The sequence below is a fragment of the Weizmannia sp. FSL W8-0676 genome, assembly GCF_038593015.1.
Classification (GTDB): Bacteria; Bacillota; Bacilli; order Bacillales; family Bacillaceae_C; genus Weizmannia; species Weizmannia coagulans.
This window is the reverse complement of record NZ_CP151954.1, coordinates 394,591-408,912: the sequence shown is the minus strand read 5'-3', so window position 1 is coordinate 408,912 and position 14,322 is coordinate 394,591. Positions and strand designations below refer to the sequence as shown.

The following is a 14,322-nucleotide window of genomic DNA, read 5'->3' as shown; positions in this document are numbered from 1 at the left end:
GTCTTTTTGAACCCTTCAAAAGGACAATTTGCTCCCGGTACGGCTCTCTTTTGTCTTTTTGAGCTCTCCAAAAGGACAATTTGCTCCCGGTACGGCTCTCTTTTGTCTTTTTGAGCCTTTCAAAAGGACAATTTGCTCTTGGTCCGGCTTTCTTTTGTCTTTTTGAGCCCTCCAAAAGGACAATTCGCCCCTGATCCGACTCTCTTTTGTCTTTTTGAGCTCTCCAAAAAGACAATTTGCTCCTGGTCCAGATCTCTTTTGTCTTTTTGAGCTCTCCAAAAAGACAATTTGCTCTTGGTCCGGCTCTCTTTTGTCTTTTTGAGCTCTCCAAAAAGACAATTTGCTCTTGGTCCGGCTCTCTTTTGTCTTTTTGAACCCTCCAAAAAGACAATTTGCTCCTGGTACGGCTCTCTTTTGTCTTTTTGAGCTCTCCAAAAGGACAATTTGCTCTTGGTCCGGCTCTCTTTTGTCTTTTTGAGCCCTCCAAAAGGACAATTCGCCCCTGATCCGACTCTCTTTTGTCTTTTTGAGCCATTCAAAAAGACAATTTGCTCTTGGTCCGGCTTTCTTTTGTCTTTTTGAACCCTCCAAAAGGACAATTTGCTCCCGGTACGGCTCTCTTTTGTCTTTTTGAGCTCTCCAAAAGGACAATTTGCTCTTGGTCCGGCTCTCTTTTGTCTTTTTGAGCTCTCCAAAAAGACAATTTGCTCCCGGTACGGCTTTCTTTTGTCTTTTTGAGCTCTCCAAAAAGACAATTTGCTCCCGGTACGGCTTTCTTTTGTCTTTTTGAGCTCTCCAAAAGGACAATTTGCTCCCGGTCCGACTCTCTTTTGTCTTTTTGAGCCTTTCAAAAGGACAATTTGCTCTTGGTCCGACTCTCTTTTGTCTTTTTGAGCCTTTCAAAAGGACAATTTGCTCTTGGTCCGGCTCTCTTTTGTCTTTTTGAACCCTCCAAAAAGACAATTTGCTCCTGGTACGGCTTTCTGTCTGCTACAAAAAAAAAGAGCCGGAACCGGCCCCTGTTATTCATCCAAAAACTGTTTGATGGCTTCTATATTTTTTTCTTTGTCCACTTCGAGTGCGGCGCCGACGCCCGGATAGCTGACATTGGTATAGGTGCCGGCAACCGGTACGGTCATTGTTTTTACCTTGAGGTTGCCTCCGACGGCGTCTTTGGCGAGCGCAAGAATGTTCATTTTGCTCATATTGGTGGCAATATACGGCTGAATGGTTCCAAGCAGTTTCGGCGCTTTGGCGATACCGTTCACGCTGAAAACTTCAGATTGGAGCGCTTTAAGCACTTTTTGCTGGCGGGCAACCCGGCCAAAGTCGCCTTGCGCGTCATGTCTGAATCGTGCGTAGGCGAGCAATTGTTTCCCATGCATCAGCTGTTTTCCAGGATAAAGCGTCAAGCCGATGTTTTCCGACATTTTATGTTCCACGTTCATTTCAATGCCTTGAGGCGCCAGGGTATCGACAATTTTAACAAAACCTTGGAAATCGACAAGTGCATAATATTGCACATCAATGTCAAAATTGGTTTTGAGTGTTTGACGCAGCAATTCAACACCCTTTTTTTGATTCTTCAGATTGCCAAGATAGTAGGCTGTGTTAATTTTATAGTTTCTATACCCCGGAATTTCGGCATAAATGTCACGCATAATCGAAATGAGCTTCACCTGGTTATTCTTCGGGTCATATTGGGCAATCATGATGGTATCGGTTCTTGAATCTTCTTGCCCGCGCCGATCAATTCCGAGAAGGAGAATATTGGTGCGGCCATTTGCATCCTTTTTACCGTTAAATTCCAGATTGTCCATATTTAATGCATCGTCCGGGTCTGTCTGGTGAATACCGGCATAGTATTGATAAGCTGTGTACCCCGCGCCGGCGACGATGAGCAGTAAAAAGAGCATAAGGAACACTCTGCGCCAGCGGACTCTCGACCGTTTTTTCTTTTTTTTCGCTACTCTTGACTCCATAGAATCCCTCGTTTTAGTAGTCTGTCTTCATTATTATTATCTAAAAGCGGCAATTTGTCACGAAGATTTTGATGAAATTTTGTTATTTTTGTCGAGATAATTAGTTGTGGGGAATTTCACATAATCTTTATGTAAAGTTAAGGTGTTTTTTATTTTCCAGCGGTATATTGATGTTTGTCATCAGGTAAGAGCTTTTGTTGGTTCGTCTGCTTTGTGCAGGCGTTTTTTTATGGCCAGAGATTCGGAGGTTTTAAGCATTTTTTAAGTTTCGGCAGGTATCCTTTTCTTTGCAAGAGAGCTTACAACCTACTTTTTTTATATGCCCCCCTTTTTAGGCCGCCGCCCTTGTGCAGGCGGTTTTTTTCTGGGCATAGTGGGCAAGCCTGCCTCTTTTCGGAATTTCGGCCTGTTAAGATTGTTTTAAGCTTCCGGCGTTATCCTTTTTCTTGTGATCAGGCAAGATGCAAATCCGGCTTGCTTTTTCATCAATGTTAACCCCCTTTTTTGGCCGTCTGCTTTGTGCAGGCGGTTTTTTTGGTTAAGGATTTTGAACAATTATAGCAGCTAATCCCCTCTGTATCTTTGATTTAGTGGGAGTTAGCCGTTCTTGGGATCCGAACCCCACCGTTTCCACTCTTCCCTCATCTATGGAAAAAGCCTGCCCCCCTAATCAGAGGGTCAGGCTCTTTTTTTCTTGCGGTACATCGAGTAAGCGATATAAAGCACAATGATGATGATTGCGATAATGGTAACCGGCTTGACATAAGGAGCCGCGACGTCATCAATTTGTGCCCAGTTTGATGCGAGACGTTCACCGAGAAAGATAAACAGCACCGCCCACGGAATGGTCGCAAGCAGCGTGAAAAAAATAAATTTGAAATACGACATTTTGGCAATGCCGGCCGGGATCGATATGGCCTGGCGGATGACCGGGATGAATCGGCCCGTAAAAATAACGCCGGCGCCGTACTTGTTGAACCATTCTTCCGCGAGATCGAGATGCCTTTCGTGAATCAGCAAATATTTGCCGTACTTTAGCAAGAACGGGCGCCCGCCGTATGCACCGATCCAGTATAAAATCAGTTGGGCAATCAAAATGCCAAGCGTGCCTGCTGCAATGGCGCCGAAATAATTGATCTCTCCCCGGGAAATTAAATAGCCGGCATAGGCAAGGACAATCTCGCTCGGGATAATCTCAATCGCAAGCCCGATCGCAACACCAAAGTAACCCAGATCAGCGAGTGCTGTTAAAATTTGTGTGACAAAGTCTGAGAACATGTTTCCCCTCCAACATTTGCTTTCTTATCCATCATATCATACGGAAAATTTCCAGCAATAAAATATTTAAGCCAAGCCAGACGCCGCCGAAAACGTAACCGCCCGCAATGTTGCTCGGTACTTCAAGGCCAAAATAAATATGGCTGACAGCTGCGAACAACAAAACAGCTAAAAGAAGCACATCCATAAACGTATGGACCCAAAACATCTCAGCGTGCCGGACGACGAGATATGTAAAATAGCCGTAAATGATCAGAATCATCATCGCCTGGTCGCTCGGAAAAGAGAAGACAAAGTGGGAAAACGTCGGAATTTCCGTTTCCGTCATACGGTGGAACACTTCATGCAGCACGTTTTGATAGAGTTCCCCGCCGATTGTAACAAGCAGCATAATCAAAAATTCGTGCGTGCGGTCTTTGCCTTTCCAAGTGATCCAAAGTACCGACAACACCATGACGAGAATGAGCGCTTGCCGCGAGCTGAGCGCCAGCATTCCTTGCATGACGCCTGTCCAATGGTGTTTGAACAAAAGCGATACGATTAAAGTGGTCACCTCGTTGAAATCGCTGAAATCTTCGCTAAAAAGGTTTTGAATCATTGTGATCATTAACACAATCAAAAACAATGTCGCCAGCGTGGTGCCGATGATCACAAACTCGGCGCGCACCCGGCTGCGGAAAATCAGGAAAAGACGCCGGAGCACCGCCATCATTACCCAGAAAATCTGCTTATGGAAATAGCGGAACACATAATACGCGATGATTAAACCGGCGCTTACAATGCCTCCAATGACGAGATATTTTTTCACAGCTTCGTGGAACTGCTCCCACTGCGGGCCAAGCAGCTTCCCGAGGGAGATAAACGTGCTTGTCCAAATCAAAGCGCCGGAATAGGCAAAAATGGCAAATGACCGGAATGGCAGTTTCGTAATTCCGGAAAAATAGCCGGTGATGTGGCGGACACCTGGTATAAAATACGCGACGAGAAGCAATTTATTCCCGTATTTATTAAACCAGCGCGATTGTTTTTCAAGCTGTGCCGGGCCGAGATGGATAAAATGGCCGTATTTATGTAAAAACGGGCCGCCGAGCCGCTGCCCGATAAAATAAGCCGTTGTCATGCCGGCAGATGTCCCGGTGGCGGCAATGAGGATGCTCAAAATCCAGTTCAGCTGCCCCTGGTGCACCATATAACCGGCGTAGCTCATCAACACTTCGCCTGGAAGCGGAACTGCAATCATTTCAAGCAGAAGTGCCAAAAGCAGCACAATATATCCATATTGATCGACGTAGGATGTCACCGACATTTGTATCCCTCTCTTAAACGGCGTCAATGAAAACGACCGCTTTTGTTTGCAAAAAGTTCACCCTAGATACTGCCATTTTTCGGGCATAGGGCGGGGGCTTGCCAAAAAGATTGAGATTTGGTATTTACCCCATTTTTATGATGGGCACTTCGCAGGGAATCATTCAGTTTTAAAACCAGCTTTCTTCCCCAGGACAGGCGCATTCTTCAAGTCCGCTTTGCGTTAAGTTGAGAACAGCGTTTTCTGCTGCTATTCACCCAACCTTGGAAATTTATTTACATGAGGCTTATTGTTTCAGTTTTTCCGTATTTTGGCAAGGAACATGCAAGATTCATTGTTTTTTTCAAACTCATTTTATCCGCTTTCGGCTGCTATGCTTTACCCGGATCCATATGATTTTTTACACCTGTCAAATCTTAATCAGGATTGGAAAGTTCACGATTTATTTTATATGAAAATTCAATGGATTGGAAGAACTATACCCGGCCAGGGCTTATTGGAGCATTTCCTTTTTCGCTTTTTTTGGGGGGCGGCACTGTTTCACTGTGCATTTCCTCCCATTTTCATTTTTTCGTCTTTACCCGGGGACTTTCGGTTCGCATGGGGCCATTTCCGTCCCGTTTTTTCCTGCCGGCTTTATCGGCCAAATACAGCATTTCCCCCCTGGATATTTTTACACCAGGGATTGTAAGCTAGTTACTTTTAGTAAGTTTACAACTCATGTATAATAGTTAAAAAGGCTTTTGTTGTTATCGCCCCGGAATGCAGGGTTGATGAGAAAGGTGCGTTTCAAAAATGGGAAACCAAAGTTTATGTCCGCGTTTCGAAAAGGCGTTTCAGCTATTGGGAAAACGCTGGGTTGGCGTGATTATCCGTGTCCTGTCTGATGGGCCGATGCGGTTTAACGAAATGGCGGAGCGTATCCCGCATATCAGCCAGAAGGTGCTTTCGGAACGGCTGAAGGAGCTGGAAGACCAGGGCATCCTTGTGCGGGAAGTGTACCCGGAAAGCCCTGTCCGGATTGAATACCGGCTGACGGAAAAAGGCGAGGCCATCAAACCGGTCCTTGATGAAGTGCAAAATTGGGCGGACAAATGGGTTGAACTTGAAAGTGAATGATAAAAGGGGCTGCTTCCATTCTCTGGAGCAGCCCCCTTGTTTTTTTAAGAAAAGAAAACACCAAGCAAAAGCGGAATTAGAATGACGAGCCCGAGAATGGCCCAGCCTGCCGGGTGCGCAAAGTTAAGGGTCCAGCCGCTTCCAAACCTTTTTTCCACCCACAAGGAAGGATCGTTGCGGTTGAAGTAAAAAACGCCGAGTTTCCAATACGCGTCGTCATCATACTGGAAGCGACCCTGAACAGAGCCATTGCCCACGCGGATGCGGCTGCCGCCCTGCCCGGTGGTAATCGAGAGCACGACCGCCCCGGCCACAATCAACAATACCGCGCCCATGCCCCCGTATGAAAGCAAGAAGATCGGGACCGGCACAATAAAGGAAAGCTGAATCGCAAAAAACAGTAAAATGAGAAGCAGGCCTGCGATGATCATAAATGCTGACCATCTGCGCCGGAAACGGACATTTTGCTCGAGGGAAGTTTCCGGATTGGCGGCATTGAGCTGCTGCTTGCTTTTGGCAATCATTGTATTCAGCCAAATGAACAAGATGAGCAAAAGCAGCTGGACAGTTGGCAGTTCGAACACGCTCCGGTACGATTTTTCCACCCAGTCTGTCGGTGTACCGTTAAAATCGTAATGCATCGCAATCCGGTCCGGAATCCGCCCGTAGCACAACCATGTCATCAGGAAAGTGGCTGCTGTCACGCTTGCATGGATCAGAAACCATGCGTTGGAAAAAATGAGTTTCTGGCTCCTGAATTTCGGGTCGACCATGACCGCCTGCTTTTTCCCGGTTGCCCAGTTCCGTGCCGCCTTGACCGCTTTCATTTTCCGGTGAAAATAAAGATAGATGAGAAAATCGCCGGCAATGTCGGCAAAGACTGCGAGAGCGAAACCGGTTTGAAGCAACCGGCTTGTGCGCACGGCCATGAGCAAAGCGGCTGCCAGAAGGATACTGAAGGCAATAATGGCTGCGGCGTATTGTTTTCTCAGTTTTTTCAGTTCAGGATCCGGGTAGGCTTCTTCCGGGATGGTGACCCCGAAACTTTCCGTTCTTCTTGTGATATACGGTGTCACTGCCATCATGGCGGCAACCAGTCCGAAAAAGATCAATACGATTACGGTTTCCATTGTTCTCCCACCTTTTGAATATCGTTGTATAGCTTTTCGCACATTTTTAAAAAATGCTTGTCGTCCAGGCCGCGGCAGATCGCTTCGCTGATAAGCGGGCGCAGTTTTTCCGCAAGGCTTTCAAGATACGGTTCATCGGCCGGGGGCATCTGTTCAGGCTGGATGACAACCCCCTTTTGCCGGTGGATCTGGATAAAACCTTCCTGCTTCAGGATTTGGTAGGCTTTATTAACCGTGTGCATGTTGACGCCGAGGTCGGATGCCATCGCCCTCACGGATGGAAGCGAATCGCCCGGTGCCAGCTCTTTTGACGCAATGCCTTCAATGATGCTGTTATGCAGCTGTTGGTAGATGGGAACATCAGACTCAAGATCGATTTTAATGAGCATGAACATCATCTCTTTTATTTGGGTTATTTGTTATATATAATGTATAACAGTTAACACAAAAAAGCAAGGGATATTTGGTTTGTTTTTTGATTTTTCGATCGGTTGCGGGAACCGGCGCAAACGCCTCAATTAAAAAGAGGAACCTTAAGACGGGTTCCCCTAGAGCAGATTTTCTGTTGTGTTCACAAGCTGTTTGGCAGCGGAGCGGTCCGGGTCGAGGCGTTTTTCGAGCCGGCGCGCGAGAATGGAAAGCAAGTAGTTGACAACAAAATACATAAAAGCTGCCATGAGCAGAATCGGGATGATGTATTTTGATCCGCCTTCCCCGTTATAAATCCCTTTTGCATTATGCAACAGTTCCGGCAGCGAGATGATGATTGCAAGCGAAGTGTCTTTTAACAGTGAGATGAACTGACTCACGAGCGGCGGGATCATTTTTTTCAAAGCCTGCGGCAAGATAATGTACCACAGCGTTTGGATATAACTGAGGCCTGACGAACGGGCAGCTTCGATCTGGCCTTTTGGGATGGCGTTCAGGCCGCCGCGCACAATTTCAGCGATCATCGCGGATTCGAACACCGTCAGCGCCGAAATGGCTGCAGCCGTGACGCTCATTTTCACGCCAACTTCCGGCAAGGCAAAATATGTAAAGAAAATAATCAAAATCAGCGGCAGGTTCCGGGTGATTTCCACAACAAGTGCCACGATTGGCGATAAAACCGGGATTTTGGCGTAACGCAAGATGCCGAGGATACAGCCGATGAGAAAGCTCAGCACGATTGCAACAAAAGCCACTTCCAATGTTACCGCAAAACCCTTTAGCAAATAAGCCAGGTTTCCGCTTGAATAAGCTCCGGCAAAATCCATCACATTTCCCTCCTTTAAATATGATTCAACTGCTTCTGGCCAGCCGGCGTTCAAGATAGTTGACAAGCAGGCTGAGCGGGATCGTCAGAATGAGATAAAACATGCCGACGAAAATATACGTATCAAAAGTGACCCATGTTTTTTCATGAATGAGATCGGCGTAATACATGAGGTCGAGTCCCGCAAAAACGCCGAGGATCGAAGAGTTTTTGACCAGGTTCAGGAATTGATTGCCGATCGGCGGAATGACGATTTTGATTGCCTGCGGGAGGACGACGTAACGCATCGCCTGGGTATACGTCAAACCGGTTGACCGTGCGGCTTCAAGCTGGCCCTTGTCCACCGATTGAATGCCGGCACGCACGGCTTCCGCAATAAAAGCGGCAGTGTAAATGGAGAGCGCAATGGTGCCCGCGATAAAGCCGCTTAAATTAATATGAAAATAGCTGAGCCCGTTATAGAAAAAGAACCCGGTCAGGATTAACGGAATATTGCGGACGACTTCGACGTAGACTGCGCCGATAAAATTCAGCAGTTTCACGGGGGCCAGCCTGAACACGGCAATGATGTTGCCGAGAATGAAACTGGCGGCAAGGCCGATGATGCTGATTTTAATCGTATTGACAAAACCTTTCATGTATAAGTCGATATTGTCGGTGAGGATGGAAAAATCGAGCACGCTGTTTCACTCCTTTGCGGTTTAATCAGGAGAAAGGGATGGGCGATTTTGCCCACCCCTTATCCTTATTCTTTGATCCATTTGTTTTTGATTTTGTCGTATTCCCCGCTGTCTTTCAGTTCTTTCAAAGCTTTGTTGACGGCTTTTACGAGTTTTGTATTGCCTTTTTTCATTGCAATGCCGTACGGCTCTTTCGTGAAAGTGCCGCCGACCACCTGGTAATTCGGATCCTGGGCGGCCATGCCGAACAGAATCGAGTTGTCGGTTGTCAGCGCATCCCCTTTGCCGGATTTCAAAGCCGTGAACGCCTCCTGATAGTTTTCATACTCGAGCACAGTTGTATCCGGTGCGGCTTTCTTGACGTTGTCCCCGGAAGTTGCACCTTTTACTGTCAATACTTTTGTGCCTTTTGTCAAATCTTTGACGCTTTTAATCTTGCTGCCTTTTTTCACAAGGAGCGACTGTCCGGCATCAAAGTAAACATCCGAGAAGTCCACCACTTTTTTCCGGTCCGGCGTGATCGTCATGGTCGCGACAACCATGTCAACATCGCCGTTTTGCAGCATCGGAATCCGGGTTTTCGATGTAACTTCTTTCAGTTCGACTTTGACTTTGTCACCGAAAATTTTCTTGGAAATTGCTTTTGCGATGTCTACATCAAAGCCTTCCACTTTTCCGGTTTTCGGGTCTTTGTAGCCAAATAGATATGTATCATATTTGACTCCGACGACCAATTTCCCTCTGTCTTCGATTTTTTTGATCGGATCATCGCTTGCAGAGCCGCCTGTCGTTTTTGATTTGCCGCAGCCTGCGACCAGTGCTGCTGCCAAAACGAAAATTAATCCTGTTGCTAACCATTTTTTTACTTTTCCCATTTGAATCCCCCTTTTTTATTTATGGCCACCGCGAAAGCAAGCGCTTTGCGGAAGTCCCCAATGATGAATGATTTTGTGCTGGTGCTGCCTTTGGATGAAGCCCGGGTATTCCCGCGGGCCGGACCTGCGGATGACGCACGCGCAATTCCCGGGCTTATGGCCGCTGCTCCCACGCGCCATCCCCGGATACGAATGTATATGCAGATGCAGATGGTTTATGACCGCGACGGGTACCGGCTTTCCGGCGATTGACAGCCGCCATGCATGGACCAATAGCTGCACATGGTTTGCACCCGATTTTTGGCATCCTGCCCGGGCGTGGCGCAGGATGTTTGGCTGCCATTCGTAACCGGCATCCCGGCGATTGATGCCGCCATGCATGGACCCGATTGTCGCACATGGTTTGCACCCGATTTTTAGCATCCTGCGCGGATACAAATGTTTTACAAGTGTATGTACCATGGCCTATAGTTAATGGTTTAGTACACGGTTTAAAAAAGTGCGGGCGCGTTCTTCACGCGGGTTTTTGAAAAAGGCTTCCGGCGTATTGTCCTCAATGATTCTTCCCTGGTCCATGAAAATGACGCGGTCCGCCACTTCGCGGGCAAAACCCATTTCGTGCGTGACGACTACCATGGTCATGCCGTCTTTTGCAAGTGATTTCATAACGTCGAGCACTTCTCCGATCATCTCGGGGTCCAGGGCGGAGGTCGGTTCGTCAAACAGCATGATGTCCGGCTCCATTGCCAGCCCCCTGGCAATGGCGACACGTTGCTGCTGGCCGCCTGACAACTGTGACGGGTAGGCGTTTGCTTTATCCGGAATACCCACCCTTTCTAGGTAGTGCATCGCCTTTTTTTCCGCTTCTTCCTTGCTTTGGCCCAGCACTTTGATCGGCGCCAGCGTGATATTTTGCAAAACGGTTTTATGCGGATACAAATTGAAGTGCTGGAAGACCATGCCGATATTTTTGCGAAGGTCGTTGATATCGGTATTTTTATCATTGACTTTCATATTGCGGACGAAGAGTTCGCCGTCCGTGATTTCTTCCAGGCGGTTGATACAGCGGAGCATTGTGCTCTTCCCTGATCCGGAAGGGCCGATCACAACGACGACTTCCCCTTCTTTTACTTCAAGGTTAATATCTTTTAAAACGTGAAAATCACCATAGTATTTGTTGACATGACGGAATGAAATCACATCTTCACCTCCCGGCTGCTCATCTTTTTGGTGTGCGCTTTCATAATTTAGAAACCTTCCATTACTCCCTATTTTAGAGTATATCAATCTATTCAGATAACATCAATATTTTTATTGGAGGTATTTTTCTGTTTTTTGATGTGTATTTTTGGGGTGAGATATTTTTTTAAAATATTAACAATTTCAGAAATCCCTTTAGAAGAAGCGGCCTATAAAATTTTCCGTAAAGAAAGCAGCCTGTTTCATTTTTTTCCATAAAAAAGCCGCTCCAAATGCTTATCCATTTTGGAACGGCTGGCGTACATTTATGTCGATTATGTTTTTTTCTGTGGCTCCGTACTTTGGCCGGTAACCTCAAGGACGTCAAGGAAGAACATCACAATTGGAATACCAAGAATGAGCCCCCACACGCCGAAAAAATGCTCACAAAAAATTAAAATGAGAAAAGTGTAAAAAACAGGCATATTCGTTTTTGAGGACATCAGCTGCGGATTCAGCACATAGGCTTCCACTGCATGCACGATGACAATCAAAATGAGGACATACAGCACTTTCATTCCGCCTCCGATGCTGTAAGCGATGATACATAGCGGAATGAGCGAGATGAAAACGCCGGCAACCGGGATAAGGCCGAGCGCAAAAATGAGAATGGCAAGCCCGAATAACTGCGGGAAGCCGAGAATCCAGAGGCCGATCGTGGTAAGCACAGAATTAACAAAGGCGATGATGAACTGGGCCTCGATCACTTTCCCGAATGTCCCTACAAATTTGACACCGAAATATTCGATTTCATCGTAAAACGCTGCAAGTTTGCTTGTTTTAAACTGTTTTGTAAAACGGATGATCCGCTCTTTTTCAAGCAGAAAAAACAAACTCAGGATAACGGCCATTAAAACCTGGATGCTGACTTTGCTGATGCTTGTAAAATAATCGAGCAGGATGGAAACACCTTTTTGCGCATAGTCGACGATTTTCTTTTCCTGGATATTTTTTACAATATAATTCAGTACTTCATTGTGCTGCGGTTTCGTGTAAAAATCGGAAATTTGCAAAACAAGCTGGGTAATTTCATTGACCAGAATCGGAAAATATTTGATCACGCCGAATGTGAGGCTGCCGAGAATGAAAATGTACACGATTAAAACAGCCAGTCTGCGTTTGATCGGAAACCATCTTGTCACAATTTTTTGCAGCTTGTTGACAAGATAGGAAAAAATAAAGGTGAGCAGCATCAGGTCCATCATGCTGCGCAGAAAATACAGGATAAGTGTGATCAGCACAAAAATAAGGACCCTTCTTACCCCCCGTTTTTGAAATAACGAAAACAGCCGATCTTCCATCGTATTGTTATTGCCCCCTCCGGATTCAAAGGAACCATTTTTCTGTTTACCCTTATCTTAACACATTTATAGCCGGTTCAAGTAATTTAGCTGGCGGGGAATTTGTGAAATTTTTTCCTGCCATAAAAGGAATCCATCTTACAGATGAATGCGGCCCCGGGGAGCCCCCGCTTCCAGCACGATCCGTCCCCAGGGGCAGGGGGAGGGCAGCGGATTTTTACGCGACGGCCCGTTGAAAGTGTCAGGGCGGACGTTTTTCGCTGTTTTACTGTGAAAAGCGTTTGATGATGGCAGCACGGATGAAAAACGGGCCGCTGCATTTTTCGCAGGGATCAGGCATCTTTTGCAACACTGGCAATGAGATGAAAAATAGTATGCTGGCCGTATTTTTACACGTGGCCCGTTGAAGGTGTCAGGGGCGGATGTTTTTCGCTGTTTTACCGTGAAAAGCGTTTGGAAAATGGCGGGGGAATGCAAAAAACGGGCCGCTGTGTTTTACAGCGGCTTATGGTTATGATTTGCTTTTTTTCACTTGTGGCTTTTCTTCTTCATCAATGGCGTCGCGCACGCCTTTTTTGAATTCGCGCAATGTTTGGCCGGCTGCCCTTCCAAGCTGCGGGAGTTTCGACGGGCCGAAAATTAAAAGTGCAACAACAAGGATAATGAGAATTTCGCCAAAGCTGAGATTTCCAGGCATTTTTTCCCCTCCCCGGGCTTCTTTATCTTTATCTTATAGTGTATTGTAAACATTTTCAACTTATAATTACCGGAATTCAATTTATTTTCTGATTAAGCAGGGCGGGGTTCGTAAAAAAATTTATTCGTTTTGGCCGGCGTCCATGGTAGAATAATGTAGTCTGGAGGTGACGTTTTTGCATTTGTGGAATTTGTTTGTGGCCGCAATTCTCGGTCTTGTGGAGGGGCTGACAGAGTTTGCCCCGGTTTCTTCGACGGGCCATATGATTATTGTGGATGACTTGATTTTGAAATCGAATCATCTTTATGGCACTGAAGCGGCAAATGTATTTAAAGTGGTGATCCAGCTCGGGTCTATTATGGCGATGGTGGTCGTATTCTGGGACAGATTTTTAAATTTGCTCGGCCTGAAGAAAAATATTACGAGAGAGCAGATGTACGGTGAACGGCTGAAATTGACGCATGTGATTACCGGGCTCGTTCCGGCGACTGTGCTCGGCTTTTTGTTTGAAGATTATATTGACGCCCATCTGTTTTCGGTGAATACGGTACTTGTTGCCCTTGTGGCCGGGGCCGTTTTGATGATTGTGGCGGATCTCACGCGCCCGCGCCGGCCGAAGACGGAAACGGTCGACCAAATTACATATAGACAGGCGTTTGTGGTTGGGCTTTTTCAATGTCTTGCCCTGTGGCCGGGTTTTTCACGTTCCGGTTCTACGATTTCAGGCGGCGTCCTGCTTGGCATGAGCCACCGTGCTGCAGCGGACTTTACGTTTATTATGGCCGTGCCGATCATGTTTGGCGCGAGCTTTCTTTCGCTTGTAAAGCACTGGGGCGCCGTGACGCCTGAGACGATCCCGTTTTTTATTACCGGATTCATCAGCGCGTTTATTTTCGCCTTAATCGCGATCAAGTTTTTCCTCGCATTGATCAACAAAGTAAAGCTGGTCCCGTTTGCGGTATACCGCATCCTTTTGGCGGTCATTTTGCTTCTTTTGATTTGGAACCGATAAGATTTTGGCTGCGCAGCGTTGCGTGGCTTTTTTTTGCGGGGATGGGCCTTGCCTGGGCCGGGGAGCCGGGCATGCTTTGGCAGAAAGGGACTGTGTGATGATCCGGCTGTGTATCTTGGAAATTGCGCGGCGCTGATTTTCATTCTTCTGCTGGTGCCGCGTTCATTGCGGCATGGGCGTCTAATTGGACGAAGCAGGAATGCGGGGCCTTTGCTTTGTCTATCCTGAAAATATGCGCCGGCTGGTTTTCATTCTTCTGCTGGTGCCGCGTCCCATGCGGCATGGGCGTCTAATTGGACGAAGCAGGAATGCGGGGCCTTTGCTTTGTCTATCCTGAAAATATGCGCCGGCTGGTTTTCATTCTTCTGCTGGTACCGCGTTCATTGCAGCATGGGCGTCTAATTGGACGAAGCAGGAATGCGGGGCCTTTGCTTTGTCTATCCTGAAA

Annotated in this window: 15 protein-coding genes; 3 read left to right on the top strand and 12 right to left on the bottom strand. The window is 46.9% G+C overall.

The window, feature by feature from the left end; genetic code table 11:
• Positions 1-15 precede the first annotated feature (15 nt).
• From NST20_RS02015 to NST20_RS02000, 4 genes are all read right to left on the bottom strand, one after another.
• On the bottom strand, positions 16-963 hold the full coding sequence (locus NST20_RS02015; RefSeq protein ID WP_342399955.1) for a hypothetical protein: 948 nt from the start codon (positions 961-963) through the stop codon (positions 16-18).
• A gap of 59 nt (positions 964-1,022) precedes the next feature.
• Positions 1,023-1,982 carry an LCP family protein gene (locus NST20_RS02010; RefSeq protein WP_342399954.1) on the bottom strand — a complete coding sequence of 320 codons (960 nt, stop codon included), beginning with the start codon at positions 1,980-1,982 and terminating at the stop codon, positions 1,023-1,025.
• Between the two features lie 678 nt (positions 1,983-2,660).
• Positions 2,661-3,260 (bottom strand): DedA family protein, encoded by a 600-nt coding sequence (locus NST20_RS02005; protein ID WP_118499661.1) that lies wholly within the window; start codon positions 3,258-3,260, stop codon positions 2,661-2,663.
• Positions 3,261-3,291: 31 nt separating this feature from the next.
• Positions 3,292-4,566 (bottom strand): VTT domain-containing protein, encoded by a 1,275-nt coding sequence (locus NST20_RS02000; RefSeq protein WP_342399953.1) that lies wholly within the window; start codon positions 4,564-4,566, stop codon positions 3,292-3,294.
• Between the two features lie 795 nt (positions 4,567-5,361).
• On the opposite strand from NST20_RS02000, the gene NST20_RS01995 reads away from it, so the two are divergent.
• Positions 5,362-5,685: a helix-turn-helix domain-containing protein gene (locus NST20_RS01995; protein ID WP_019720495.1), complete on the top strand. Its 324-nt coding sequence runs from the start codon at positions 5,362-5,364 to the stop codon at positions 5,683-5,685.
• Positions 5,686-5,729: 44 nt separating this feature from the next.
• Here NST20_RS01995 and NST20_RS01990 read toward each other — a convergent pair whose 3' ends face one another.
• From NST20_RS01990 to NST20_RS01970, 5 genes are all read right to left on the bottom strand, one after another.
• Positions 5,730-6,815: a DUF5808 domain-containing protein gene (locus tag NST20_RS01990; RefSeq protein ID WP_342399952.1), complete on the bottom strand. Its 1,086-nt coding sequence runs from the start codon at positions 6,813-6,815 to the stop codon at positions 5,730-5,732.
• Positions 6,803-7,204 carry a GntR family transcriptional regulator gene (locus tag NST20_RS01985; protein WP_017554236.1) on the bottom strand — a complete coding sequence of 134 codons (402 nt, stop codon included), beginning with the start codon at positions 7,202-7,204 and terminating at the stop codon, positions 6,803-6,805. Before NST20_RS01985 ends, NST20_RS01990 begins: the two co-directional genes overlap by 13 nt.
• A 159-nt stretch (positions 7,205-7,363) precedes the next feature.
• Complete coding sequence (locus NST20_RS01980; protein ID WP_019720496.1) at positions 7,364-8,071, bottom strand: amino acid ABC transporter permease; 708 nt, start codon at positions 8,069-8,071, stop codon at positions 7,364-7,366.
• 25 nt (positions 8,072-8,096) lie between these two features.
• Positions 8,097-8,750: an amino acid ABC transporter permease gene (locus NST20_RS01975; RefSeq protein ID WP_017554238.1), complete on the bottom strand. Its 654-nt coding sequence runs from the start codon at positions 8,748-8,750 to the stop codon at positions 8,097-8,099.
• A 65-nt stretch (positions 8,751-8,815) separates the two neighbouring features.
• Positions 8,816-9,625 carry a transporter substrate-binding domain-containing protein gene (locus NST20_RS01970; RefSeq protein ID WP_342399951.1) on the bottom strand — a complete coding sequence of 270 codons (810 nt, stop codon included), beginning with the start codon at positions 9,623-9,625 and terminating at the stop codon, positions 8,816-8,818.
• A gap of 63 nt (positions 9,626-9,688) precedes the next feature.
• On the opposite strand from NST20_RS01970, the gene NST20_RS01965 reads away from it, so the two are divergent.
• The gene (locus NST20_RS01965; RefSeq protein WP_133536654.1) at positions 9,689-9,877 is read left to right on the top strand and encodes a hypothetical protein; all 189 of its coding nucleotides are present in this window, start codon (positions 9,689-9,691) and stop codon (positions 9,875-9,877) included.
• Between the two features lie 219 nt (positions 9,878-10,096).
• On the opposite strand, the gene NST20_RS01960 is transcribed toward NST20_RS01965, so the two are convergent.
• The 3 genes from NST20_RS01960 to NST20_RS01950 all read right to left on the bottom strand — a co-directional run bounded on the left by NST20_RS01960 (position 10,097) and on the right by NST20_RS01950 (position 12,862).
• Complete coding sequence (locus tag NST20_RS01960) at positions 10,097-10,825, bottom strand: amino acid ABC transporter ATP-binding protein (RefSeq protein ID WP_019720499.1); 729 nt, start codon at positions 10,823-10,825, stop codon at positions 10,097-10,099.
• Positions 10,826-11,139: 314 nt separating this feature from the next.
• Entirely contained in the window at positions 11,140-12,165 is a 1,026-nt protein-coding gene (locus NST20_RS01955; RefSeq protein ID WP_342399950.1) for an AI-2E family transporter, read from the bottom strand.
• A gap of 511 nt (positions 12,166-12,676) precedes the next feature.
• Positions 12,677-12,862, bottom strand: coding sequence for a twin-arginine translocase TatA/TatE family subunit (locus NST20_RS01950; protein WP_013858271.1), 186 nt, complete (start codon positions 12,860-12,862; stop codon positions 12,677-12,679).
• 175 nt (positions 12,863-13,037) lie between these two features.
• Here NST20_RS01950 and NST20_RS01945 point away from each other — a divergent pair, with 175 nt between their 5' ends.
• Positions 13,038-13,874, top strand: a complete 837-nt coding sequence (locus tag NST20_RS01945; protein WP_342399949.1) for an undecaprenyl-diphosphate phosphatase — start codon at positions 13,038-13,040, stop codon at positions 13,872-13,874.
• Positions 13,875-14,322 lie beyond the last annotated feature (448 nt).